General features: G+C 70.4%; 23 protein-coding genes and 1 tRNA gene. 7 read left to right on the top strand and 17 right to left on the bottom strand.

Translation table 11 applies throughout. From position 1 onward, the window contains the following. Both V8201_RS12940 and pepN read right to left on the bottom strand, forming a co-directional pair. Complete coding sequence (locus V8201_RS12940; protein ID WP_336545606.1) at positions 1-1,458, bottom strand: S41 family peptidase; 1,458 nt, start codon at positions 1,456-1,458, stop codon at positions 1-3. A gap of 199 nt (positions 1,459-1,657) precedes the next feature. Continuing rightward, positions 1,658-4,261 carry an aminopeptidase N gene (gene pepN / locus V8201_RS12935; RefSeq protein WP_336545559.1) on the bottom strand — a complete coding sequence of 868 codons (2,604 nt, stop codon included), beginning with the start codon at positions 4,259-4,261 and terminating at the stop codon, positions 1,658-1,660. Positions 4,262-4,363: 102 nt separating this feature from the next. Here pepN and V8201_RS12930 point away from each other — a divergent pair, with 102 nt between their 5' ends. Further along, positions 4,364-5,182 carry a Rossmann-fold NAD(P)-binding domain-containing protein gene (locus tag V8201_RS12930; RefSeq protein ID WP_336545558.1) on the top strand — a complete coding sequence of 273 codons (819 nt, stop codon included), beginning with the start codon at positions 4,364-4,366 and terminating at the stop codon, positions 5,180-5,182. Here the strand turns inward: V8201_RS12930 and V8201_RS12925 are convergent. From V8201_RS12925 to V8201_RS12905, 5 genes are read right to left on the bottom strand one after another with little or no spacing between them, the layout of a single operon-like run. Beyond that, positions 5,092-6,006, bottom strand: a complete 915-nt coding sequence (locus tag V8201_RS12925) for a DMT family transporter (protein WP_037536016.1) — start codon at positions 6,004-6,006, stop codon at positions 5,092-5,094. The two genes, V8201_RS12930 and V8201_RS12925, sit on opposite strands and share 91 nt — an antisense overlap. Continuing rightward, positions 6,003-7,004 (bottom strand): threonine aldolase family protein, encoded by a 1,002-nt coding sequence (locus tag V8201_RS12920; RefSeq protein WP_336545557.1) that lies wholly within the window; start codon positions 7,002-7,004, stop codon positions 6,003-6,005. Before V8201_RS12920 ends, V8201_RS12925 begins: the two co-directional genes overlap by 4 nt. A gap of 50 nt (positions 7,005-7,054) precedes the next feature. Next, on the bottom strand, positions 7,055-7,345 hold the full coding sequence (locus V8201_RS12915; RefSeq protein WP_037536021.1) for a hypothetical protein: 291 nt from the start codon (positions 7,343-7,345) through the stop codon (positions 7,055-7,057). A gap of 58 nt (positions 7,346-7,403) precedes the next feature. After that, entirely contained in the window at positions 7,404-8,060 is a 657-nt protein-coding gene (locus V8201_RS12910; protein ID WP_336545556.1) for a cell wall hydrolase, read from the bottom strand. A 43-nt stretch (positions 8,061-8,103) separates the two neighbouring features. Next, positions 8,104-10,239: a transglycosylase domain-containing protein gene (locus tag V8201_RS12905; protein WP_336545555.1), complete on the bottom strand. Its 2,136-nt coding sequence runs from the start codon at positions 10,237-10,239 to the stop codon at positions 8,104-8,106. Positions 10,240-10,345: 106 nt separating this feature from the next. Here V8201_RS12905 and V8201_RS12900 point away from each other — a divergent pair, with 106 nt between their 5' ends. After that, positions 10,346-10,939, top strand: a complete 594-nt coding sequence (locus tag V8201_RS12900; protein WP_271299787.1) for an NADPH-dependent FMN reductase — start codon at positions 10,346-10,348, stop codon at positions 10,937-10,939. Positions 10,940-11,208: 269 nt separating this feature from the next. Here the strand turns inward: V8201_RS12900 and V8201_RS12895 are convergent, their stop codons facing one another. The 7 genes from V8201_RS12895 to V8201_RS12865 form a co-directional block, all read right to left on the bottom strand. Further along, positions 11,209-12,480, bottom strand: coding sequence for a dicarboxylate/amino acid:cation symporter (locus tag V8201_RS12895; RefSeq protein ID WP_336545554.1), 1,272 nt, complete (start codon positions 12,478-12,480; stop codon positions 11,209-11,211). A 137-nt stretch (positions 12,481-12,617) separates the two neighbouring features. After that, on the bottom strand, positions 12,618-13,310 hold the full coding sequence (locus V8201_RS12890) for a hypothetical protein (protein WP_336545553.1): 693 nt from the start codon (positions 13,308-13,310) through the stop codon (positions 12,618-12,620). Further along, a complete protein-coding gene (locus V8201_RS12885) occupies positions 13,307-13,537 on the bottom strand; it encodes a hypothetical protein (protein WP_037536030.1) in 231 nt (76 codons plus the stop codon). The genes V8201_RS12890 and V8201_RS12885 overlap by 4 nt, the downstream gene beginning before the upstream one ends. 238 nt (positions 13,538-13,775) lie before the next feature. Beyond that, positions 13,776-14,648, bottom strand: a complete 873-nt coding sequence (locus tag V8201_RS12880) for a hypothetical protein (protein WP_336545552.1) — start codon at positions 14,646-14,648, stop codon at positions 13,776-13,778. Between the two features lie 14 nt (positions 14,649-14,662). Then, on the bottom strand, positions 14,663-14,818 hold the full coding sequence (locus V8201_RS12875; protein ID WP_336545551.1) for a CsbD family protein: 156 nt from the start codon (positions 14,816-14,818) through the stop codon (positions 14,663-14,665). Continuing rightward, a complete protein-coding gene (locus V8201_RS12870; protein ID WP_373276481.1) occupies positions 14,815-16,344 on the bottom strand; it encodes a PAS domain S-box protein in 1,530 nt (509 codons plus the stop codon). Before V8201_RS12870 ends, V8201_RS12875 begins: the two co-directional genes overlap by 4 nt. Beyond that, entirely contained in the window at positions 16,341-16,709 is a 369-nt protein-coding gene (locus tag V8201_RS12865) for a CsbD family protein (RefSeq protein WP_271299783.1), read from the bottom strand. Before V8201_RS12865 ends, V8201_RS12870 begins: the two co-directional genes overlap by 4 nt. Positions 16,710-17,015: 306 nt before the next feature. On the opposite strand from V8201_RS12865, the gene V8201_RS12860 reads away from it, so the two are divergent. Together V8201_RS12860 and V8201_RS12855 are read left to right on the top strand one after the other, a co-directional pair. After that, a complete protein-coding gene (locus V8201_RS12860) occupies positions 17,016-19,463 on the top strand; it encodes a TonB-dependent receptor (RefSeq protein WP_336545550.1) in 2,448 nt (815 codons plus the stop codon). Next, complete coding sequence (locus tag V8201_RS12855) at positions 19,463-20,323, top strand: tyrosine-protein phosphatase (protein WP_336545549.1); 861 nt, start codon at positions 19,463-19,465, stop codon at positions 20,321-20,323. Before V8201_RS12860 ends, V8201_RS12855 begins: the two co-directional genes overlap by 1 nt. Here V8201_RS12855 and V8201_RS12850 read toward each other — a convergent pair. Then, on the bottom strand, positions 20,292-21,485 hold the full coding sequence (locus V8201_RS12850) for an MFS transporter (RefSeq protein ID WP_336545548.1): 1,194 nt from the start codon (positions 21,483-21,485) through the stop codon (positions 20,292-20,294). The genes V8201_RS12855 and V8201_RS12850 overlap by 32 nt on opposite strands. Positions 21,486-21,498: 13 nt before the next feature. After that, on the bottom strand, positions 21,499-22,533 hold the full coding sequence (locus V8201_RS12845) for an aldo/keto reductase (RefSeq protein WP_336545547.1): 1,035 nt from the start codon (positions 22,531-22,533) through the stop codon (positions 21,499-21,501). Between the two features lie 89 nt (positions 22,534-22,622). Between V8201_RS12845 and V8201_RS12840 the strand changes: the two genes are divergently transcribed. From V8201_RS12840 to V8201_RS12830, 3 genes are all read left to right on the top strand, one after another. Continuing rightward, on the top strand, positions 22,623-23,531 hold the full coding sequence (locus V8201_RS12840) for a LysR family transcriptional regulator (RefSeq protein WP_037536191.1): 909 nt from the start codon (positions 22,623-22,625) through the stop codon (positions 23,529-23,531). 106 nt (positions 23,532-23,637) lie between these two features. Then, on the top strand, positions 23,638-24,021 hold the full coding sequence (locus V8201_RS12835; RefSeq protein ID WP_271299777.1) for a hypothetical protein: 384 nt from the start codon (positions 23,638-23,640) through the stop codon (positions 24,019-24,021). Between the two features lie 47 nt (positions 24,022-24,068). Beyond that, positions 24,069-24,872 carry a transglutaminase family protein gene (locus tag V8201_RS12830; protein WP_336545546.1) on the top strand — a complete coding sequence of 268 codons (804 nt, stop codon included), beginning with the start codon at positions 24,069-24,071 and terminating at the stop codon, positions 24,870-24,872. 46 nt (positions 24,873-24,918) lie between these two features. Here V8201_RS12830 and V8201_RS12825 read toward each other — a convergent pair. Further along, positions 24,919-24,993 (bottom strand) — tRNA-Gly (locus V8201_RS12825). Between the last annotated feature and the right edge of the window lie 108 nt (positions 24,994-25,101).

Here is a 25,101-nt window from a genome sequence, read left to right as displayed (position 1 = left end):
TTAGAACAGCCCCGGCACCTCGCGCTGCGCGGTGGAGATGCGCGGACCAACCGGTTGCAGCGCCTCGCGCGCGGTCGCCACCGACAGCGCGCGTGCGTCGGCGCTCGCCGAGCTGCCGATCCGCGTACAGCTCTTGCCCTCGAGGAAGTCGAGCGCGGCGCGGGTCGACGCCTCGCGCGGGTCGCCCATCGCGTAACCGATGTCGTCGCCGGCGCTGCAGCTCGCCTCCACCGTGTTGGCGAGCCCGGTATAATACGCGCCCTGCCGCGCCGAATTCTGCAAGGCGAAGGCGATGACGCGCAGCCGGTCGTCGCACGCCGAGCGGTCGAGCGCGATCTGGCCGACCGGCTTGCCATAGGTGTTGGTGCCGATCAGCCCGGCGTTGGCGTGCAGATAGGGAATATAGGCGTTGATGACATATTCGCTCGCCGAGGCGGTATTGTGGCTGCCGATGAAGGCGATCTTGGTCGCCGCCACCGATTGCGGTTGCGGAGCGAAATAGGCGGTCTGGTTTTCCGTCGATTTCTCCGGGCGGAAGGTGGTGTAGCTCTGCACGTCGGTGGTCGCGCGATTGGCGCCGAGCAGGTTGGTAAGCAGCTGCGCGGTCGTAAGCAGGCCGCCGCCATTGTAGCGCAGATCGACGATGATGTTGGTGACGCCCGCGGTGCGGAACTGGTCGAACGCGGCGCGCAGCTGCGCATCGGCGGTCGAGATGAAGGTGCGCAGATTGACGTAGCCGTAGCGCTGGCCGGCATCGGTGATGATCTGCGCGCCGTAGCGGCTCGACACCGGGCTCAGCGTGAAATCGGCCTTGGTGACCGAGACGGTGCGCGTCCCGCTCGCGTCGCGCACCTGGAAGTAGCGCGTCGTCCCCGCGGTGTCCGACCCCAGCGCATTGTTGAGCGCGGTGCCGTTGTTGTCGACCTGGTAGAGCGCCGATACGGTCTGCAGGTTGCTCGCGCTGGTGCCGATCGCGACGATCTCGGCGCCGCGATCGACCCCGGCGGCGAGGCCCGGCGAGCCTTCGAAGGCTTCGGTGACGTAGAGGTGGAGATCGCTGGTCAGCCCGAACCGCCAGCCGAAGCCGGCGGTCGAGCCGGAATTATAATAAGCGTCCTCTTCCTTGATCGAGGTGAGATAGGTGAAATAGCGATCCTTGCTCTGCGACCGCGCCGTCGCGGTGAGCGCGTCGAGATAGCTGTCGACGGTCGTATAGGGCGTCGGGTCGAGGCTCGCGGGCAGCGTGTCGTAGAACAGATACCATTCGCGCAATTGCGCCGCGACCCAGTCCTGCCGGTCGCGCAGCGAACAGCCGGTCGAGGCGGTCGGCGTCGGCGTGGCGGTCGCCGTCGGGGTCGGCGTGACGCTGCCGATCGATCCGGTCGAGCCGCCGCCACCCCCGCCGCCGCAGCTCGCCAGCATCGCTGCCACCGCCACGCCCGTCACCGTCCGCCGCATCGCCACCGGTCGAATCCCCCATATGTCTTCGCGAGCCTAAGCGTGGTTTTCGCCGGCGGCAATCGCGATTGCGACCAATAACGGATGGAACTCAGCGACTTATTACTTTGACTTCATTTTGCGCCGACTCGGCGGCCGCCCGTTGGTGCGGGCTCGAATTTCTATCGGGACGTAGGGACGTGCCGCCCCGGCGCGCGCCTCAGCCGAGGCTCTTCGTCGCCTGTTCGAATACATCCTTGGACAGGCCGGGCGCGGCGACGATCCGTTCGAGCTCGGCACGCATCAGCGCGGCGCGGCCGGCGTCGAAGCGGCGCCAGCGCGCCAGCGGCGGCAACAGCTTCGCCGCCGTCTGCGGGTTGAGCCGGTCGAGCGCGATCAACTGGTCGGCGAGGAAGCGATAGCCGCTGCCGTCGGCGGCGTTGAAGGCGCGCTGGTTGGCGCCGAACGCGCCGACCAGCGACCGCGCGCGATTGGGGTTGGCGAGCGTGAAGTCGGGATGCCGCGCCAGTTCGGCGACCAGCCGCCCGGTATCGTCGCGCGACGACAGCGCCTGCGTCTGGAACCATTTGTCGATGACCAGCGCATTGCCGGCATAGCGATGGTAGAAGATGTCGAGCGCCGCCTCGCGCTCGTCCGAATAGCCGTTGGCGAGCGTGCCGAGCGCACCCTGCCGGTCGGTCATATTGTCGGCGCGCTCGAACTGGCGGAAGGCGATCGTCGCGGCATCGTCGGCACCGCTCGCCGCGATATAGCCGAGCGCGACGGTGCGCAGCCGGCGGTGGCCCTTGGCGGCGGGGCTGTAGACATAGGCGCCGTCCGGCGCGCCGTCATAGGCGTCGCGCCAGCGAGCGGCGAGGCGCAGGCCGAGCGCCCGGCGCAGACCTTCGCGCGCGCGGAAGATCGCCTCGGGATCGACCATTGCGAGCTGGTCGCCGATGAAGCTCTCCGAGGGCAGCAGCACCGCCTCGGCGACGAAGGCGGGGTCGAGCGCGCGGTCGTCGAGCGTATTGGCGACCGCGGTGACCACCGCATCGTGATCGGCCCGCCCCTCGACGGTGGCGGCGACCAGCGTGTCGAGCATCAGCTGCTGCATCGCCTCGTAGCGCGCGAACGGATCGTCGTCCTGCGCGCTGAGGAAAGCGAGGTCGGCGGCCGAACGGTCGCTTTCGATGATCACCGGCGCGGAAAAGCCGCGGTTGACCGACAATACCGGGCGTTCGGTGATGCCGTCGAACACGATCGTGCTGGCCGGCTGGTCGAGCAGCACCAGCCGTTCGTCGCCGAGCGGCTGGCCGGTTTCCGCGCCGAACAGCTTGATGCGCAGCGGCAGCACCATCGCCTGTTTGTCGGGCTGGCCCGGCGTCGCGGGGACGTGCTGGGCGAGGCGCAGCGTCGCGCGGCCCTCGCCCGCCTGATGCGACAGGCTGGCGGCGACGCGCGGCGTGCCCGCCTGGCTGTACCAGAGGCGGAACTGGCCGAGATCGCGGCCGCTCGCCTCTTCCATACAGGCGACGAAATCCTCGCAGGTCGCCGCGGTGCCGTCGAAGCGGCTGAAATAAAGGTCGGTGCCGGCGCGGAAGGCCTGCGGGCCGAGGATCGTCGCCATCATCCGGATCAGCTCGGCGCCCTTGTTGTAGATGGTCGCCGTGTAGAAGTTGCTGATCTCGATATAGCTTTCCGGGCGGACCGGATGCGCGAGCGGCCCCGCATCCTCCGGGAACTGGGCGGCGCGCAGGCCGCGGACGTCTTCGATCCGCTTGACCGCTGCCGAGCCCTGATCGGCGGAGAAGCCCTGATCGCGATAGACGGTGAAGCCTTCCTTGAGGCTGAGCTGGAACCAGTCGCGGCAGGTGATCCGGTTGCCCGACCAATTGTGGAAATATTCGTGCGCGACGACCGCGGCGATCGCGTCGTAATCGTAATCGGTGGCGGTATCGGGGTCGGCGAGGATGTAGCGGCTGTTGAAGATGTTCAGCCCCTTGTTCTCCATCGCGCCGAAGTTGAAGTCGTCGACCGCAACGATGTTGAACACGTCGAGGTCATATTCGCGGCCGTAGACGCGCTCGTCCCACGCCATCGACAGTGTGAGCGCGTGGAGCGCATGGTCGGTCTTGGCGACGTCGCCCGCGCGCACCCAGATGCCGAGCTGCACCTCGCGGCCTGACATGGTGGTGAAGCTGCCGCGGTTGACCGCAAGGTCACCCGCGACGATCGCGAACAGATAGGAGGGTTTGGGGAAGGGATCGTTCCACTCCGCCCAATGGCGGCCGTCCGCCAGCTCGCCCGCGTCGACCGGATCGCCGTTGGCGAGCAGCACCGGATAGCGCGCGCAATCGGCGACCAGCCGCACGCTGTAGCGGCTGAGCACGTCGGGGCGATCCGGGAAATAGGTGATGCGGCGGAAGCCCTCCGCCTCGCATTGCGTGCACAGGATACCGCCGCTGGCATAGAGGCCCATCAGCTGCGTGTTGCGCTCGGGCGCGATCTCCACCTCGGTCTCGACCGTATGTGCGGTCCCGGTGAGCGGGATGACGAGCTGTTCGCCCTCGATCCGCCAGGCGTCGGTCGCGACGCCGTCGACCCGCACCGCCAGCGGCGTCTGGCCCGCGCCGTCGAGCCGCAGCGGTTCCTCGCCATGCTGCCGCGTGACGTGTAGCGTCGCGGTGACGCGAGTCGCGGCGGCATCCAGATCGAACACCAGCCGCGTTTCCGGCACCAGCCAGGCAGGCGGACGATAGGCATGGCGGCTGATCGCGCCGGGGGCGTGATCGGGCTGGGCGATGGCATGCGAGATGTCGAGCATCCGGCCTTTATAGGACTGCCCGGCGGCTCTGCCAGTCCCTGCGGGTGGCGGCGATCGTGGAACGGCGACATAATGCCGCCGTTCAAGCCACATGGAGGCACGATGCTGCTGATCTTCGGCCTCGGTTACACCGCCGCGCGGATTGCCGCTTCATGGCCCGGCGCCAGCGTCGGCACGACGCGCGACGGTCGCGACGGCACGTTGCGCTTCGACGATGCGGCGGCGGTGCAGGCGGCGATCGGCGCGGCGACGCATATCCTCTCCTCGGTGCCCCCGGCGGGCGAGGTCGATCCGGTGCTGAGCCGATATGGCGAGGCGCTCGGCGGGCGCTGGCTCGGTTACCTGTCCTCGACCGGCGTCTATGGCGATGCGGCGGGGGCTTGGGTGGACGAACAGGCGCCGACCGGGCGCGGGCGGCGAACGGCGCGCGCCGCCGCCGATGCGGCGTGGCTGGCGCGCGGCGCCCGCGTGCTGCGGCTGCCTGGCATCTACGGTCCGGGGCGCTCGCCGCTCGATCGCGTCGCCGGCGGCAAGGCGCATCGCATCGGCCGCGCCGATCAGGTGTTCAGCCGCGTCCATGTCGACGATATCGTCAGCGGCGTGCTCGCCGCGCGCGACGCGCCGGCCGGGGCCTACAATCTCGCCGACGACCGGCCGTGCGCGCAGGATGACGTCGTGACCTTCGCCGCGCGGTTGCTCGGCCTGCCGCCGCCGCCGCTGGTCGCGCTCGACACGCTTTCACCGATGGCGCGCGGCTTCTATGCAGAGAACCGCCGCGTCGCCAACGGCAAGGCGAAGCGCGTGCTCGGCTGGCAGCCGGCCTATCCCGATTATCGGTTCGGCCTGCGCGCCCTCAATGCGATGACCAGCCCGATCGCGGCGAGCACGCCCCCCGCCGCGGCGAGCAGCGACCAACGATAGCCTTCGAACAGCGTCGACAGCAGCATCGCGATCACCGGGACGATGACGCTCGAATAGGCCGCCTTGGCCGGGCCGATCTCGCGCAGGATGCGATAATAGAGCGGGAAGGCGATCGCCGAGCCGAACACCGCCAGATAGGCGATTCCCGCCCAATAGCCGGGCCGCGTCTCGATCACCGGCGGCCCGGTCAGCGTCCAGGCGACGAGACCGTCGACGATCGCGCCGATCAGCATCGACATCGCGAGCGTCGCCATCATCGGATAGCGTTTAGCGGTCTGCGTCGCCTGCAAGACGTTGGCGAGCGAGGCGGAGACGATCGCGACCGCGGTGAAGCCGATGCCGGCGAGCGTCGCCGCCGCGCCGGTCGGCCCCTCGCGCGCTTCGTGCAGGAACAGCAGCGCGATCCCCGCCATCGCCACCGCCGAGCCGGCGATCAGCTGGCCGCCCATCCGCTGGCCGAGGAAGAGCCGCGCGAATAGCGCATTCGGCACCAGCAGGATCGCGAACACCACCGCGACGAGCCCGGAGGTGATGTACTGTTCGGCGCGATAGACGAAGTTGAAGTTGAGGCAGAATTGCAGCACGCCGACCGCCGCGGCAAAGCCCCAGCCGCGGGCGTCGAGCGTCACCCGCTCGCCGCGCCACCATGCCACCATCGCCATCGCGACGCTCGCGGCGAGGAAACGATAGGTCACCGACCAGCCCGGCGGCACCACCGCGATCTGGTCGCGGATCACCAGCCACGTCGATCCCCAGATCAGCGTGACGAGGGCGAACGGCACCAGGATCGCCGCGCGCGTCGAGCGCGGCGGGGCCTGCGTCACAGCGCGGCGATCGCCGCGGCGAGCCGCGCGACCTGATCCGCCGGACTGTCCCAGGCGGTGACCAGCCGGATCTCGCCCGCCGCCCAGTCATAGAAGTCGAAGCCCGCGGCGCGCAGCCGGGCGGCTTCCTCGGGCGTGGCGTGGAGGAACACCTCGTTCGCCTCGACCGGATGGACCAGCCGCGCCCCCGCCGCCGCGGCGAGCTCGGCGGCACGCGCATTGGCGGCGCGGCCGTTGTCGAGCCACAGATCGTCCTCGAGCATCGCCAGCACCTGCGCGGCAAGATAGCGGCCCTTGGAGAGCAGCAGCCCGGCGCGCTTGCGGCGGTACAGCGTCGCGGCGGCAAGCGAGGGGCGAAAGAAGACGAGCAGCTCGGCGCTCATCGCGCCGTTCTTGACGAAGCCGAAGCTCAGCGCGTCGACCCCCGCCTGCCACGTCACCGCGGCGGGCGAGCAGCCGAGCGTCGCCACCGCATTGGCGAAGCGCGCGCCGTCCATATGCAGGCCGAGGCCGCGGTCGCGCGCGAGCGCGCCGATCGCGGCGACCTCGTCGGGCGAATAGACGCGGCCATATTCGGTGGCGTTGGTGATCGAGATCGCATGCGGCTGGACGCGATGGACGTCGTTGGCGATGCCGTCGACCACCGCCGCGATGGCCGCCGGGGTAAGCTTGGCACCCTCGCCGTCGGCGAGGTACAATTTGGCGCCGTGCGTGTAGAATTCGGGCGCACCGCCCTCGTCATTCTGGATATGCGCGTCGCGATGGCAGACCACCGCGCCGTGCGGCGGGCAGAGCGCGGCGAGCGCGAGGCAGTTCGCCGCGGTGCCGGTCGGCACCCACAGCGCGGCGACCTCGGTACCGAACAGCTCGGACAGGCGCCCGTCGAGCGCGCGCGAGCGGGCGTCGCCGTCATAGGCGGTGTCGAGCGTGTCGGCGGCGGCGATCGCCGCCATCACCCGCGGGTGGACGGGGGCGGCATTGTCGGAAAAGAAGCGCATCGCCCAGGGTCTTGCGGCGCGGCGCCGTCACCGTCAACCGCCGCGACCGCTCACCCCATCCGTTCGGTGAGGACGATCTCGCCCTCCACCTCGATATCCTCGTCGCCGTCGAGATCGGCATCCTCGGGCATGTCGAATTCGGCGCTCCAGTCGTAGATCTTGGCGGCGCCGCCCTCGACCCAGACGCGCACCGCGCCGCTGGTGATCTCGCCGCCCATCGCGCCGACGAAATCGGTGACCAGCGCATCGGCGGCGCTTTCGTGATCGGTCACGCCGGGGATGCTCGCGGCGGCGATCTCCTCGTCCATCTCGATGATCTGCGCCCAGAATCGTTTTGCCATGTGGCTCTTCCTTAAAATGTCGGAGCCTGTTGCCAGATCGGCGGCGAAAAGGCTTCGGTTAATGCCGCACGTAGAACACATGCGAGCGGACCCGGGCGACCTTGACCAACGTGTCGCGCCAATAGGGCACCATCCACTCGGTATGGTAATGCGTCGCGCGGCCGACCGGCGCGAACACCCGGCCGCGCAGCGCCGCCCGCGCCGCCCGCCGCGCCGCGCCCCAGCCGAGGTGGATCGGCCGGCGCGCGATCGACCCGTCGCAGGTGAAGGAGAATTGACAGCCGGTGACGCGATCCGAACCCTGATAGACGACGCCGCAGATCGTCTTGGGGAAACCCGGCGCGCGGACGCGATTGAGGATCACCTGGATCACCGCCTGCTGGCCGCGGGCGTCGTCGCCCGCCTCGTAGAGCGCGGCGGTGGCGAGGCATTCGGCGGCCTGTTCGCGCGCCGCCGCGCCGCCCTGGAAGCGATAGGGCAGGGCGCGCAGCCGGCGGCTGGCGTCGATCGGCACCGCGGCGTTGGAGGCCCGCGCCTCCGCCATGGTGAGCGGCCTTGCGGTGCGCGGCGCCGGCGGCGCGGCGAACGGCCACGGCCCGATCGAGCCGGCGACGACCGCCACCACCGCGACGACGCCGAGCAGCAGCAGCCAGCGTTCGCTCGTCAGGTCCTGACGGCGCCGCCGGGCGCGGGAAGGGGAGCGTCGCTGCGCCATCGTGGCGTCCGTCTAGCGCAGCCGCGGCGGCGATGGCAGGGCGCTACTCCTCGCCGTCATCCTCTCCGCGTCGATCGCGCGGCGGCGGGGCGTCGGGCGGCGGCGGACCGCGGTCGCGGCTGGGCGCGATGCTGATGCTGCCGTCGCGGCCGAGCTTCATCTGCATGCCGAGCCCGTCGATCGTCCCCTCGGGAATCGGCAGATCGCCGGTCGGCGCCTCGATCCCCTCCTCGGGGCCGACCACCGCATCGGGGTCCATCGCATTCTCCTCGACCACCACCGGCGTCACCACCGGCGCGATGTTGAGCGCGGAGACCATGAACTGGCGCCACATCTGCGCGGGGATGCCGCCACCGTGCAGCCCGGCATTGGGCGAGCTGTCGTCGTTGCCGACCCAGACGCCGACGACCAGATCGCCGGCGAAGCCGATGAACCAGGCGTCGCGGCTCTGCTGCGATGTCCCCGTCTTGCCATAGGCGGGCAGCGTCAGCACCGCGGCGCGGCCGGTGCCGCGCAGCGACGCGCCGAGCAGGTCGAGCATATGGTCGCGGATGCCGTCGGGCATGCGGCGCGGGCCGCCGGTCAGCGATTGCAGCCAGCTCTTGCTCGCGCCGCTGTCCTCCAGCCCGCGCGGATGGACCGGATAGCTGCCGTTGGCGACCGCGGCGTAGGCGGCGGTGAGTTCGAGCAGCGAGACCTCGGCGGTGCCGAGCCCGATCGTCGCCTCATTGGGGATCGGCGTCGAGATGCCGAGGTCGCGCGCCGCCTTGATGACGTTGCGCACGCCGACCTCCTGCGTCAGCCGCGCCGCGACGACGTTGCTCGACCGGGCGAAGGCGCGGCGCAGCGGGATCTGGCCGAGATAGCGGTTGTCGTCGTTCTTGGGCTTCCAGCCGGCGATCTCGACGCGGCTGTCGTCGGCCATCGTGTCGGGGGTCATGCCGGCGCGCATCGCGGCGAGATAGACGAACAGCTTGAAGGTCGAGCCCGGCTGGCGGCGCGCCTGCGTGGCGCGATTGAACGGGCTCTTCGCGTAGTTCTTGCCGCCGACCATCGCGACGACGCGGCCGTCCCGCCGCATCGCGACGATCGCCACCTGCGCCTGCCGCAGCCCGGCCTGGCGGACGACGCGCTCGGCGGTGTTCTGCAGGCGGCGGTCGAGCGTCGTCTTGACCGTCGCCTCGGTCTTGATCTCGCCGGCCTGGTCGCGCGCGTCGGGCAGCACCCAATCGGCGAAATAGGTACCGCTCGGCAATTGCTCCGGACGGCTGGCGAGGACGCGTTGCGGCTCGACGCCCGCGGCTTCCGCCTTGGTGATGAAGCCGGCGTCGGCCATCGCCTTGACCACCAGCATCTCGCGCTTGCGCGCGCCCTCGAGATTGCCGGTCGGCGCGAGCCGCGACGGCGCCTTGACGAGGCCGGCGAGCATCGCCGCCTGGCCGATGTTCATCTTGTCCGGCTCGCGCCCGAAATAATGTTTCGACGCGGCGCGCAGGCCATAGACGTTGTCGCCGAAATAGACGTTCGACAGGTAGCGCGACAGGATCTCGTCCTTGCTCAGCCACGCTTCGAGCCAGAAGGAGATCATCACTTCGCGGATCTTGCGCGCGGCGGTGCGGTCCGAATCGAGGAAGGCGTTCTTGGCGAGCTGCTGGGTGATCGTGCTGCCGCCCTCGCGCACCCCGCCCGAGCCGACGTTGTGGACGAAGGCGCGCAGGATGCCGCGCGGGTCGATCCCCCAATGCGAGCGGAAGCGGCGGTCCTCGATCGCCAGGAAGGCGTCGGTGACGTGCGCGGGCAGCTTCGCCGCATCGACCGGCGCGCCAATGATCGCGCCGCGCCGCGCAATCGGCGTGCCGTCGTCGGCGGTGAGCGTGATCGACGGCGGCGTCGGCGGTTGCAGCGACTTGCTGAGCGGCGCGGTGATCGCCAGCCAGCCGATCGCGATGACGAGCAGGATGATGCCGACGCCGAGGCCGCGGACGATCCAGCGGCCGAGGTTGCGCGGCCGGCGCGGCGGCGGCGGCTCGCCCGCCGGATCGCCCGGCGCGACGAAATCGTCGAAACGCCCGGAGAAGCGCGCGTCGTGCGGGCGGTCATCGTCGAGCAGATAGCGTTGGCCGATCGCGCTGCGGCGGGTAGAGTCTTGGCGCATCGGCTCGTCCCAGCGGTCGGCCATGAGGTGTATTACTATCCTAAAGCGGCGGTGGCAAGCGCGGGGCGGATCGGGCGGAGCGGTCTACCTTGGCTGGCGCCGTCCGTCGAGCCGCGCTATCGCAGCGGCCATGGTCGATTCCGCCTCCTCTCCGCTCGTCGTCGGCATCGGCGGTACCATCGGCGGCGTCTCGTCGACCGAGCGCGCGTTGCGCATCGCGCTCGATGCCGCCGAGCGCGAAGGCTTCCGCACGCGGATGTTCGGGGGCGCCGACATGGCGCGGCTGCCGCTCTACGACCCGCGCGCGACGCAGCGCACCGCCGACGAGGAGGCGTTCGTCGATGCGGTGCGGCAGGCATCGGCGGTGATCATCGCCAGCCCGGGCTATCACGGCAGCATCTCGGGCGTGGTCAAGAACGCGCTCGACCTGCTCGAGGAGACCGCCCGGGACGCGCGGCCGTATCTCGCCGACATGCCGGTCGGGCTGATCGCCACCGCTTATGGCTGGCAGGCGACCGGATCGACGATCGCGGCGCTGCGCTCGATCGTCCACGCGCTGCGCGGCTGGCCGACGCCGTTCGCCGCGGCGATCAACACACAGGTCACCAAGTTCGACGCCGAGGGCGGCGCCAGCGACCCCGCGGTGGTCGAGCAGCTCGGCCTGATCGGCCGGCAGGTGGCGCGCTTCGCACCGCTCGCGGCGGGCGAAGCCGTCGGCATGTGACATCGGTCGGGCGAAGTATCGAGCCAGCGGCGAGCCGATACGCCGATGCCAGACCCTACTGACCACCCCGGCGGAGGCCGGGGCCCAGTTGGGACACATTCGTTAGTCTTGACAAAGCTCCACCCAACTGGACCCCGGCCTGCGCCGGGGTGGTGCGGTGAGGATGAGCGTCGACTTTCGATTAGTCTCGGTTCTGCGGAAGCCTAGCGTCTCGGAAGCCGCAAGCCGGCGCGCGCGCCGATCGCCACGTCCCCGCCGGCCGACGGCCCTCAGGCGAACGCCGGCTCCGCCTCGACCAGCGTCCCCCCGAGCAGCCCCTGCCGCTTGGCGACGATCGTCGGAATCAGCGCCTGCCCCGCGACATTGACCGCGGTACGGCCCATGTCGAGGATCGGGTCGATCGCCAGCAGCAGCCCGGCGCCTTCGAGCGGCAGGCCGAGCGTCGACAGCGTCAGCGTCAGCATCACCAGCGCGCCGGTCAGCCCCGCGGTCGCCGCCGAGCCGAGCACCGAGACCAGCACGATCAGCAGATAATCGACCCCGTGCAGCGGGATGTTGTAATATTGCGCGACGAAGAGCGCCGCCACCGCCGGATAGACCGCGGCGCAGCCGTCCATCTTGGTCGTCGCGGCGAACGGCACCGCAAAGGCGGCATAGCTGCGCGCGACGCCGAGCCGCTCGACCACCTGCTCGGTCACCGGCAGCGTCGCGATCGACGAGCGCGAGACGAAGCCGAGCTGGATCGCCGGCCAGGCGGTGGCGAAGAACCGCCGCGGGCTGATCCCGTTGGCGAGCAGCAGCAGCGGATAGACGACGCCGAGCACCAGCGCGAGGCCGAGGTAGATGGCGATCGCGAAGGTGCCGAGCGCCGACAGCGATTGCCAGCCGTAGCGGACGATCGCGCTGCCGAGCAGCGCACCGGTGCCGATCGGGGTGAGGCGGACGACCCAGCGCAGGATGCGGCGGAAGATCGCCAGCGCCGAAGCGTTGAACGCGAGGAAGGGGGCGCCCGCCTCACCGCTGCGCACCGCGGCGACGCCGATCGCGATCGCGACGACGATCAGCTGGAGGACGTTGAACGACAGGCCGGTCTTCGCCACGCCGTCGGTGAGCCGGGTCGAGGCTTCGAGGCCGAAGATATTGGCGGGAACCAGGCCGCGCAGGAAATCGAGCCACGATCCCGCGGTATCCGGCCGCACCGCCGCCGCGGCGCTGACCCCGGCATGCGCGCCCGGCTGGAGCAGGGTGCCGAGCGTCAGGCCGATGCTGACCGCGATCAGCGCCGATAGGCCGAACCACAGGAAGGTGCCGGCGACGAGCCGCGCGGCATTGTGCAGATCGCGCAACGCCGCGATCGACGCGACGATTGCGGTGAAGACGAGCGGCACGACCAGCGCTTTGAGCAACTGGACGAAGATGTCGCCAACGATCTTCAGCCCCTCGGCGAGACCGGCCAGGTCATAGCGGCGCGCGACGAAGCCGAGCGCGAGGCCGATGGCCATGCCGATGAAAACCTGCACACCGAACGGGGGGCGGGTCATTGCGCGAGCGTCCTGTTCATCGCGGGCATGTAGGGGTGGCGACGGGCGCATGCGACGAAAGAATTGATCGTCGCGGGTAAAGGTAGGTTGGGGCGCCTGCGGGTGGAGCGCGGATGGAGGCGACCCCGTCGGTTGAGCTAGATACGGTCGCCGGGCCGCAGCGTCTCTTCCAATACGCCGGCGGAGATCCGCGCGGGGCCGGCAAGACGGACGGGCTTGACGACCGCCTCATGGTCGCGCTGCGGCAGATAGGGCTGCAGCGGCCGCGGCAGGAGGATCGCATCGTCGCGCGCGCCCCGCATCAGCCCGTTGCCGAGCCGCTCGTAGAAGCGGCAGACGTCGCGCAATTCGGCGGGACCGGGGGCGAGGCGGTCGCCGAGCGGATAGCGGCGCAACGTCTCGCCCGCGGTGCCGCGCCAGCCGGCCGTCATCCCGTCGCCACCCGCTACGTCGGGGCGGCGGACCAGTCCGTTGCAATGGATCAGACAGGCGCTCGACCGGCCGAGCGCGAGCAGCCGCAGGCGGTCGGCACCCGCGGTCAGCGCAGGGCCGCCATAGTCGCGCAGCTTGTTGGCGGTGTTGCGCTGCTCGCGATCGACCCTCTGCCCCGCCGAGCTGCCCAGCTCGTCGAGCAGCGTGTGGAGGAACCGGTCGAGTTCGCGCAGGCAATTGGCGACGAAGCGCGCCCGCGGTCGCGCCGCGGCGCCATCGGGCCAGTGCCCTGCCAGCATCGGCCGGTCGGCGAGCGCGGCGAGGAAGGTCGCGCCCCGGGTCAGCGTGGCGTGCGCCGCCGCTGCCCCCTGCAGCGGCGCGGCACGAAGCGGCCTCACGCCTGGGTGGCGACCGGATCGTCGGTTTCGGCGAGCACGCTGGCGGCGCGGGTCGCGGCGGCGCGCTGGTCGCGCATCGCCTCGGTGCGCTCGGCGCGGGCGGCCATCGCCTCCCATGAGCGGGCGGCGCGCTCGCACCGGTCGCGGACGTTGGCAAGATCAGCCTCGGAGGCGTTGCTGCGCTCCTGCACGGCCTGTTTGCGGAAGAATGTGGCGTCGCTCGACATCGGGTACCTCGTCAGCGGAAAGGAGAGGCAGGGAAGGGCGAGCGGCACGGCGTCAGGCCGGGTCGGTCCGTCGATATGCGACTGTTCGAGACACATAGATGGGGGCGGCACGGCCAGAAGGCAAGCCGCGCCGCCGGCGCCGGGCGGAGGGGGCCCGGCGACGACGGCGCGAAATACGCGCTTACTAGGTACGCCTTACCGGCGGCGGATCGCGATACGCCCGACCCGCCTCGACTTTTCAGCCCCGGCGGCGGGCTGCCGCGGTGGCGCCGAAACCGGCGGCACCGGCACCGATCACCAGCGCCAGCACGAGGAGGAAGGAGGTGCGCGACGCGGCGCCGGCGGCGGCGTCGGTCGCCTGCTTGGCGGTGGCGATCGCCTGCGTCTTGGTGCGGACGACATCGGCCTTGGCGCGGCTGACCTGCGCCTGCGCCTCGGGGCGGCTGATCTTGCGCTGCGCGGCGACGATGTCGACGACGCGCGCTTCGGCCTGAGCGCCGTCGCTGCCGCCGCGGGCCATCGCCGGCAATTGCTTGGCGATTTCCTTCTGCGCCTGCTCGGGCGTCATCTGCGCCGGGTCGGCCGGCGCGTTCGACAGATAGGCGGAGGCTTCGTCACGGACATCGCCCGCGTCGACGCCGGCGATCTGCGCGGCGCGCGGTGCGGCGGCGCTGATGCCGCTGCCCGCCGCGCCGGCGACCGCGCCGACGGTGCGGAAGGCGCCGCCGATGATGCCGCCGACCGCCGAAGTGAGCAGATACAGCGTCAGGATCAGCGTCACGCCCCAGACGGTGAGGCCGTGGACGAGCGCATCGAACCGGTCGTGCGCGCTGCTGACGCGCGCCGCCGCATAGCCGCCGGCCCCGAGCGCGATCACCGTGGTGATCAGCCAATAGATCCCCGCGCCGATGCCGAAGCCGGCGGCGCCGGGCGTCGTCCCCTCGACCGGGTCGACCATCGCCAGACCGATGCCGGTGCCGAGGATGCCGAGCACGAGCTGCACCGCGATCGCGATGACCACCCCGGCGAACACCGCCCCCCACGACAGACGCTTGCCGCGCACCCCCGCCTGATCGGCCGGGAACGTCCCGGCCGTCGCATGTAAAGCCATATATACTCCTGTGGTTATTCTGGATCTTTGGGATCGGTCGGATCAGGCCGGTCGCGCTGCTCGGCGCGTCCCTTGCGCACCGCGGCATCGTCGCCGAGCAACTTGCCGATCGTCTCGCGCGCCGCGCCCTTGGCGGCGCGGGTCGTGGCCTTGACGGGGGGCTTGCTCATCCGCCGCGTCCCGGCTGCAGCGCGATCGCGCCGTCGTCGAAGCCGCGCGCGCGTGCCCAGGCGGCGGCGGCGGTGCGGCGGTTGACGCCGATCTTGGCGTAGATCCGCGCGACATGGTTGCGCACCGTATTGCCCGAGACGTCGAGCGTCCGAGCGATGCTCTTGTCGTCGAGCCCGCGGCAGATCAGCGCCAGCACCTCGCGCTCGCGCGCGGTGAGCGCGTCGAGGCCGGGGCCGTCGCTGTTGGCCTGCGGTGCGCGCAGCCGGGCGAGCTTGTCCATGATCGAGCGACTGAACCAGCTCGTATCCTTCATCACCGCCTCGATCGCCTCGACCAGTTCGAGTTCGGTCGCCTTGCGACGGGTGATGTCCTGGAACGCCCAGAGCAGGCAGGTCGCCTCGCCGACGGTGATCGTCTCGCTCGACACGACGCAGTCGATCGGATGGCCGTCCTGCGTGGTGATGCGCGCTTCGTGGTTGCGCAGGTCGCCGCCGGCGGCGAGCGCCGCCTCGACGCCGGCGCGCACCGTCTCGTCCGCCCACAGGCCGAGGTCGGCGAGCGATTGGCCGACGATCGCCTCGGCCTCATAGCCGGTGAGCGCCGCAAAGCTCGCGTTGATCTCGCACAGTACATGGCCGTCGCGCGCGCCGATCGCCATCGCGACGGGGGCGAGCTGGAAGGTGCGGGTGAAGCGTTCCTCGCTGTGGCGCAGCGCCGCTTCGGTGCGGCGCCGCGGCTCGAGGTCGGCGAAGGTGAACAGCATGCACGGCTGATCGTCGAGCTCGATCGGCTGGCCGGCGACGATCACCAGCCGCGTGCCGCCGCCGGGAAGCTGCAGCTCGGCCTCCATCTGCGGGATCGTCCGCCCCTCGCCGAGCCGCTGCTTGGCGAGGTCGCGGTCGCTCGCCGCGTGCAGCACGTCGATGTCGTAGACGGTGCGGCCGAGCACCGCCTCGCGCTCGACGCCGAGCATCTCGAGGAACCCCTGGTTGACCTTGACGAAGCGCAGGTCGGCGAGGCGGCAGATCACCGCGGGCGCCGGATTGGCGTTGAACGACTGTTCGAACCGCTCCTCCGCCTCGTAGCGCGCGGTGACGTCCTGTATGATCATCACGACACAGGTGGGCGCGTCCTCGTCGGCGTCGTTGAGCACCAGGCTGCGCACCTGATGGACCCAGCGCGCCTCCTCCTCGCCCGCCACCGTCACCTCGACGACGACCTCGGAGAAGGCCTCGCCGGCGACGACGCGCTCGATCGGATAATCGTCGGCGGCAAGGCGGTGGTTGTTGCGATAGCGCAGGCGGAACCGCGCACGATAATCGTCGACCGTCTCGCCCAGTTGGTCGAGCCGTTCGACGCCGTGCATCGCCAAGGCCGCATCATTCGCCCAGAGCAGGCTCTGGTCGGGGTCGATCAGGATCACGCCCTCGTCGAGCCCGGCGATGATCTGGCGCAGGTGACGCAGGTCGCTGGTCGCGCGCAGGCTTTTGGGCAGCGTCGACATCGCCGGGCGCGCGTCGCTCACCCGTGGCGGCCGTGGACCAGCCAGCCGAGCGCATAGCCGGCCGCGGCGGCGGCAAGCGCCGCCCAGACCGCCGGGTGATCGTCGAGGCTGCGTGCCGCGACGGCGCGGCCGTGCTGTGCCGCCTCGCCCGCGCGGTGGCCGGCATCGGTCAGCGCCTCGCGTGCCTTGTCGGCGAGCGGCGGGATCGCATCGGCCACATCGCCGACCTTCTCCTGGGCGCGGCCGTAGAGGTTCTCGGCGGCACCGGCGACCTGATCGACGATGCCGTCCGCCTGCCACTCGCGGCTGTCGGCCACGTCGCCGACCGCTTTCTCAACCTTGCCGCCGACATAGCGGGCGCCACCGTGCCATTCATGGGTGTTCATACGTTACTCCGGTCGCACGACCACCGGTCCGGCGCGACGGGCGACGGAGGCAGCCGGGCGGATTGCCGTGGTTGCAGGGATGCGGGCCAAAGGGCCGTTATGGTCCTACAACTTGGGTTAAGCTGATAAGTTCCTGGTAGCTTTCGGCCGTCGGATGGAGCGGCTTGTACCATGAGGGGGTACAGACGGCGGTTTGTGCGGCTCGGATGAGCCATGTCGCAAAACCGCGATGCAAACGTCATACGTCCGAAACGAACCGACCGCATCGGGCCCGGCAATGGTTCGCCATCAACGGGGGAAAATCTGATGTTCGTCACGTCCAAGGCCGCGCTGCGGCTGCTCGCCGCGAGCGCTTTGTCATCGACGCTGCTCGTCTCGCCGGCGCTCGCCGATCCGCAGGCGGCCGCCGCCGCGGCCAGCGCCGAACCGGCGCAGACCGCCGACCAGCTCGGGGACATCGTCGTCACGGCCGAGAAGCGCCCGCAGAATGCGCAGAAGACGCCGATCTCGATCAGCGTGATGAGCGGCGACGACCTTGCCAACCGCCATGTCGTGTCGCTGGTCGACCTGGGGGACGGGGCGATCCCGTCGCTCAAGGTCGCGCCCTTCTACTCCCGCAATTCGGCACTGATCGTCAACATCCGCGGCGTCGGCGTGCTCGGCGACAGCAACCAGCCGGCGCGCGACCAGGGCGTCGGCGTCTATGTCGACGGCGTCTATCTCGGCCGGGCGCAGGGCCTCGGCACCGCCCTGTTCGATATCGACAATGTCGAAGTGCTGAAAGGACCGCAGGGAACGCTGTTCGGTCGCAACACCGAAGGCGGTGCGCTCAACATCGTCACCAAACGGCCGAGCGGCCATTTCCATCTCAATACGATCGCCGGCGTCAACAATTATGGCGGAGCGAAGGGAGAGGTGCATCTCGATCTGCCGGCCGTCGCCGACCTCAGCGTCAAGATCGACGCGGTGGTCGCGCACCGCGGCCCGCTGGTGCGCAATCCGCTCGACGGCGCGGACGGGTTCAACGCCTATGACAAGCGCGGCCTGCGCTACGAATTGCTGTGGAAGCCGGCGGCGGGATTCAGCGCCGATTATGCCTTCGACACTTCCTATGACGCGTCGACGCCGCTCTATCTGCAATTGCTCGCGCCGGGCAGCTACACGCAGGCGCCGATCGGCGTGGTGCAGGGCCGGCGCGCCCGCAACGCCGCGGTCGGCGTGCCGCAGCAGCCGAGCATCGGCAAGGTCCGCGGCAACCAGCTGACGCTCGCCTATGAGCCGGCGGCGTCGCTGACCGTCAAGTCGATCAGCGCCTATCGCACGATGACGCAGACCCAATATGACAATGGCTCGGCATCGACGACGCTGTCCGCCAAGGACGGGGTCTTCACGACCAAGGACGCGCGGGGCAATACCATCCCCTGGGTCTTCGCCCGCTACAGCCTCGCCGATTTCCGCCAGAACCAGTTCAGCCAGGAAGTGCAGCTGATCGGCGACCTGCCGGACATCAAGTTCGTCGCCGGCGCGCTTTATTACCAGGAGCATGTCGAGGATAACGCCCGCGCCTTCTACACCGATCAGTGCAGCAATGCGCGGTGCACGGGCTATGTCATCCTGCCACCCAATTTCCGCACCGACGTGATCAATTATGCCGCGCTGCCGCTCGACTATACCGCGCAACGGATCGACCGGGCGAGCTATGTGACGACGCGCAGCATCGGCGCCTTCGGTCAGGCGACGTGGTCGCCGACGGCGCTCGACGATCGCGTCCATGTCACCGGCGGGCTGCGCTGGACGCGCGACAGCAAATTGGGAACCTTGCTGACCGTCAACGGCAAGCTGCCGGTCGACCGCGCCGGCGTGTCGCGGCAATTGCCGCTCGATGCGCACTGGTCGCGGATCGATCCGATGGTCAATGTCGCGGTCGATGCGACCCGCGACGTGCACGTCTACGGCAAGTGGAGCACCGGCTATAAGTCGGGCGGCGCCAATTCGCGCAGCCAGGAATATGATGCCTTCAATCCGGAAACGGTGTCGGTGTTCGAGATCGGCGCCAAGACCGAATTCCTCGATCATCGCGCGCGCTTCAACCTCGCCGCTTATGCTGGGACGTACAAGGACATCCAGGTCGACTTCCAGCGGCCCTATATCGACGGCAAGAACGGCGCGACGACGCGGACGACGATCGCGACGCTCAACGCGCCGGGCACCGGCGGCATCCATGGGCTGGAGGCGGAGCTGACCGTGCTGCCGGCGCGCGGGCTGACGCTGCACGGCAGCTATGCGCATACCTATGTACATATCCCCGCCGCGGTGAACCCCTATCCCAACGCCAAGGGCGACGTCAGCGCGCTCGCGGTGCCGATCTACCAGCCTTATACGCCGAGCGATTCGGCGAGCGTGGCGGTCGATTACGAAACGCCCGTGCCCGGCGCGACGCTGCGCGCGCATCTCGACGGCAATTACGATTCGGGCTTCTTCAGCGACTCGAAGGACCCGGTCTATGTCGGGCCGGGTGCCGCGGCGAACGTCTATCAGCCCAAGGGCGACAGTGCCGTCCTGGTCAACGGCACGCTCGGGCTGGCGGACATCGCGATGGGGCAGGGCGACGCCCGGCTCGCGGTGTCGCTATGGGCGCGCAACCTGCTGAACGAACAGCATGTCTTCTACAAATCGCTGGCGGTGACCACCGGCCTGTCCGGCTTCTATAACGAGCCGCGCACATTGGGCGTGCAGGCGCAGGTGACCTTCTGATGAGTCGGCGCGGCGTGATCGCGCTGGCGCTTGTCGCCATGGGGCACGCCGCGCCGGTGGCGCCGGCGCCGGCGCAGGTGCGTCCGGCACCGCCCGCCGGGCCGGTGTCGCAACGCCTGATCCCCTTGCAGGGCGGGCGCAATTTTCGCGATCTCGGCGGCTATCGCACCGCCGACGGGCGGCAGGTCCGCTGGGGGCTGCTCTACCGGTCGGGATCGATGCACGGGCTGACCGCGGCGGATTTCGCCGAGCTGCGCCGGCGCGGCATCCGCACCGTCTGCGATCTGCGCGACAGCCGCGAACGCGGCGCGGAGCCGGTGGCATGGCCCGCGCTGGCGCCGCGGGTGCTGAGCGACGATTATGCGCTCGACATGGCGGACTGGCTTCCCGCCGGGCCGATGCGGGGCTGGACGGCGGAGGCGGCACGCGCGGCGATGACCGCCAGCTATCCGCGGCTGCTCGACCAGTTCCGCGGCCAGTATCGGCGGATGTTCGCCGAATTGCTCGCCGGCCATGCGCCGCTCGCCTTCAATTGTTCGGCGGGCAAGGATCGCACCGGCGTCGCCGCGGCGCTGCTGCTCACCGCGCTGGGCGTGCCGCGCGAAACGGTGATCGCGGATTATCTGCTCACCAACCGCTATCTCGATGCCGCGACGCTCGCCGCCGCTCCGGCGAGCGCCGGCTGGTCGCAGCTGCCGCCGGGAGTGCTGACGGCGATGACCGCGGCGGACCGGCGCTATATCGAAGCGGCGCTGGCGGTGCTCGACCGCCACCCGGGTGGCGCAACCGGGTGGTTGCACGAGGCGATGGGGCTGAGCGACGCCGATCTCACACGGCTGCGTCTGTTGTACCTCGAGTAAGGCGCGCGCCGGCCCGACCGAGCGGCTGACGCGCCGCCACCAGCAGCAGCGCCAGCGCCGCCGCCGCCGTCGTCGCGCCCGCCAGTGCCACCGCCGGCAGGCCGAGCTCGGCGGCGATCACCCCGCCGCCCAAGGCCGCGCCGATCGCATTGCCGAGGTTGAACGCGCCGATGTTCATCGCCGAGGCGAGGTTGGGCGCCTCGCCCGCCGCCGCCATCACCTGCATCTGCAAGGGCGGCACGGTCGCGAAGCTGGCGATGCCCCAGACCAGGATCGCGGCGGCGGCGGTGAGCGGGGCGTGCATCAGCCAGGCGAAGGCGAGCAGCACCAGCGTCAGCAGCCCGAGCATCGCGGCGAGCGCGCGCGTCACCGATCGGTCGGCGAGCCGACCGCCGATCATGTTGCCGATCGTCGCGCCGACGCCGAACAGCATCAGCGAGACCGTGACCATCGCGGTCGAGGCATGGGCGACGTCGCGCAGGATCGGCACGATATAGGTGAAGACGGTGAACACCCCGCCGAAGCCGAGCGTGGTCAGCGCCAGCGCGAGCAGCACGCGCGGGCGGCCGAGCACGCGCAGCTCGGCGGCGAGGTCCACCCCCGCCGGCGCAGGCAGCGGCGGCAGGGCGAGGCGCAGCGCCGCCATCGCGACCGCGCCGATCGCGGCGATGCCGGCGAAGGCGGGACGCCAGCCGATCGTCTCGCCCGCCCAGGTGGCGAGTGGCACGCCGCCGATCGTCGCCACCGTCAGCCCGGTGAACATCGCCGCGACCGCGCCGGCGCGCCGCTCGGGCGGCACCAGCCCCGCCGCGACCACCGCGCCGACGCCGAAGAAGGCGCCGTGGTTGAACGCGGTGACCACCCGCGCCGCCATCAGCCAGGCATAGCCGCCGGCGACCGCGGATAAAGCGTTGCCGAGCGTGAAGATCGCCATCAGCGCGATCAGCAGCGTGCGGCGATCGAGCCGCGCGGTGGTCAGCGTCATCAGTGGCGCGCCGACCAGCACGCCAAGCGCATAGGCGCTGACCAGCAGGCCCGCCGAGGGGATCGAGACGTGCAGGTCGGCGGCGATCACGGGCAGCATGCCCATCGGCGCGAACTCGGTGACGCCGATGCCGAAGGCGCCGATCGCCAGAGCGAGCAGGCCGGGATTGAGCTTCATGACGGATCTCCGCTCAGATCAGCCGCGGCGCGAGGCGGGCGAAGCCCTCCTGCTGGCGGTAGGGTGTGTGGGGATAGGGTGGGAGCTGGTCGCTGGCGGCGTCGAGCGTGGCGATCTGCCCGGGGCTGAGCGTCCAGCCGACCGCGCCGAGATTGTCGCGCAGTTGCGCCTCGTCGCGCGCGCCGATGATCACCGAGGCGACCGTCGGCCGCCGCAACAGCCAGTTGAGCGCGACCTGCGGCACCGTCCGCCCGGTCTCGGCGGCGACCGCCTCGAGCGCATCGACGACGCGGTAGAGATGCTCGTCCGCGACCGGCGGCGCGAAGGCGGCGGTGTCATGCAGGCGGCTGCCCGCGGGGATCGGGCGATCGCGACCGATCCTGCCCGTCAGCCGGCCCCAGCCGAGCGGGCTCCATACCAGTGCGCCGACGCCCTGGTCGGCGGCGAGCGGCATCAGCTCCCACTCATAGGCGCGGCCGATCAGCGAGTAATAGACCTGATGCGCGACCAGCCGCGGCCAGCCGTGGCGATCCGCGATCCCCTGCGCCTTCATCAGCTGCCAGCCGGGATAGTTGGAGACGCCGGCGTAGCGGACCTTGCCCGCGGCGATCAGCCGGTCGAGCGTCGCCATCAGCTCCTCGGCCGGGGTGTGCGCGTCATAGGCGTGGAGCTGGAGCAGATCGATGTGATCGGTGCCGAGCCGCCGCAACGAGTCCTCCACCGCGCGGATCAGCCGCGCGCGCGAGGCGCCCCAGTCCTGCGGACCGTCGCCCATCGGCAGGCCGGTCTTGGTCGAGACCAGCACCGCGTCGCGCCGGCCCTTGATGGCCGCGCCGAGCACCTCCTCCGACGCGCCGTCCGAGTAGACGTCGGCGGTGTCGAACAATGTGACGCCCGCGTCGAGGCAGATGTCGAGCAGGCGGCGCGCCTCGGCGGCGTCACTCTGCCCCCAGGCGCCGAAGAAGGCGCCCTTGCCGCCGAAGGTCGCGGTGCCGAACGACAGCGCCGGCACGCGCAGCCCCGACGATCCGAGTTGCCGATAGTCCATCATTCACCTTTTGCTGTCCGTTCCGAAGCGGCTAGGTGGCGCAGGAGAAGGCGGTGGAGAACCGCCGCGGCAGGCGAAGGATCTGTGCGATGGATGCAAAGCTGGCGGGTGGCAGTGACCGGGCGCGCGCGCTGGCGCTGTTCGTCACCGTGGTCGAGGCGGGGAGTTTCTCCGCCGCCGCCCGCACCTTGGCGCTGACGCCCTCGGCGGTGGCGCGTGCGGTCGACCGGATCGAGGCGCGGCTCGGCGTGCGGCTGCTGCTCCGCTCGACGCGCGCGCTGACGCTGACCGCGGAGGGGCAGGCCTATCTGCTCGCGGCGCGGCGCATCCTCGCCGACCTCGACGATGCCGAGCAGCAGATCGCCGACCAGGGCAGCCCGCGCGGGCGGCTGCGCGTCTCTGCGGCGTTGTCGCATGGGCGGCTGTGCGTCGTGCCGCTGCTCGGCGACTTCGCGCGCGCCTATCCACACATCCTGATCGACATCGCGTTGACCGACACGTTGGTCGACGTCGCGGCGGGGCAGGCGGACGTCGCGGTGCGCTTCGGCCCGCTCGCCGACAGCGCGCTGACCGCGCGCAAGATCGGCCAGAGCGGGCGCGTCATCGTCGCCGCGCCCGACTATCTCGCCCGCCACGGCATGCCGGCGGTGCCGGAGGACCTGCACGCGCACAACTGCCTCAACTTCAGCTTCCGCCGCGCCGAGCCGACCTGGCCGTTCCGCCGCGACGGTGGCGACTTCACCCTGTGCGTCGAGGGCGGGATCGTCGCCAACAACGGCGAGACGCTGGGTCAGCTCGCCGCGGCGGGCGTCGGCGTGGCGCGGGTCGGGCGGTTCAGCGTCGAGCGCGAGATCGCCGACGGGCGGCTGGTGGCGCTGCTCGAGGACTATAATCCCGGTGACATCGAGCTGATCCACGCGGTGTTCGTCGGCGGCGCGCACCTGCCGGCGCGGGTGCGCGTGTTCGTCGACTTCCTCGCCGAGCGGTTGGCCGGCTGATGCCGCTATAAGGCTAAAGGGGGCGGCATGTGCCGCGATCGCCGAGGGAGGTGACGATGGCAGATGAGGGGTTGCGCGCGGGCCGCGACCGATGCGGAACGCGGGCATGACGCGTTTCGTCGACGGCGAGCGCGCGGAGAGCCGCGGCGACCGGCTGACCGAGGCGGCGCTCGCGATCCTGGTCAACCGCCGCTCGCGTTACGGACTGCTGCCGACCGAATTGTTCGGCGAATGGCCGTGGGAGATGCTGCTCACCCTGTTCATCGCCGATGCCGCCGGCAAGCCGCTGACCGGCGGTATGGTCGCCGCGAATCTCGCCTGCTCGGGGCCGACGGTGGCGCGGTGGTTGCAGCATCTGACGCGCAGCGGGTTGGTGCTGCCCGCCGATGCGACGCTCGACGATACGATCGTGCTCGCCCCCGCCGCAGTGACCGCGATCGAAATCTATCTCGCGACGACGATCCGCACGGTGCAATTGCTCACCGAGTGAGGCGCCGGGCGGCTTGCCACCGCCGTTGCCGCCCCCATGTTGGCGACATGAGTGATGATCTGTTGCGCCTGGGCCTGCTCGATGACGAGGATATCGTTCTCGACCACGCCGCGCTGGCGCTTGCGCTGCTCGACCACGCCGAAGGCGACGACGATCCGGCGCGGGCGGTGATCGATGCCGTCGCCGACCGGCTCGACGAACTCGCCCCCGTCGCGCGCGACGCGCAGACCCAGGCCGAGATCCTGGCGCAGGTGTTCGCCGACGAATTCGGTTTCAGCGGTGATTCGGACAGCTATGACGATCCCGCCAACGCTGATCTGATCCAGGTGATCGCACGGCGGCGCGGGCTGCCGGTCAGCCTGTCGATCCTCTACGTCGCCGCGGCACGACGGCTCGGCTGGAGCGCGCATGTGCTCGACGTGCCCGGCCATGTGCTGGTGCTGATCGGCGGCGAGGCCGCGCCGGTGATGATCGATCCGTTCCGCGACGGCCGCTTCGTCGATGCCGCCGAACTCGCCGCGATGGTGCAGGGCGTGGCGGGCGGTCGCGCGCCGGCGGTGAGCCATGTCGCGGCGATGCCGAATCGCGCGGTGCTGGTGCGGCTGCTGCTCAACCAGGCGACGCGTGCCGAGGCGGCGGGGGCGGCGCGGCGGGCGCTGATCCTCTACCGGCGGATGACGGTGGTCGCGCCCGATTACGGCCACGGCTGGTGGGAGCGCGCCCGGCTCGAACTCGCCGACGGCGACGTCACCACCGCGCGCAGCAGCCTTGCCGCGATGCTGGAGATCACCCGCGACACCGCGCTGCGCGCGCGGATCGCGACGCTGCTCGCCTCGCTCGCGGCGGTCTAGGGCGTCCGGAGGGACGTCCCGTCGTTTTCGTGATGTCTGGGAAGACTGGAGCGGGCGAAGGGATTCGAACCCTCGACCCCAACCTTGGCAAGGTTGTGCTCTACCCCTGAGCTACGCCCGCTCTGGCGCCTTGAAACGGCTGCTCTGGCGAGCCACCGTTTGGGTGAGGCGCGCCACTAGCAGCGCTCTGCGAGGGCTGCAACAGCAAAGACGAAAAAAGCGCGAATGA

It is taken from the genome of Sphingomonas kyungheensis, from assembly GCF_037120395.1.
Classification (GTDB): domain Bacteria; phylum Pseudomonadota; class Alphaproteobacteria; order Sphingomonadales; family Sphingomonadaceae; genus Sphingomonas; species Sphingomonas kyungheensis.
The sequence above is the reverse complement of the archived record's forward strand: the minus strand, read 5'-3'. Positions and strand labels throughout refer to the sequence as shown.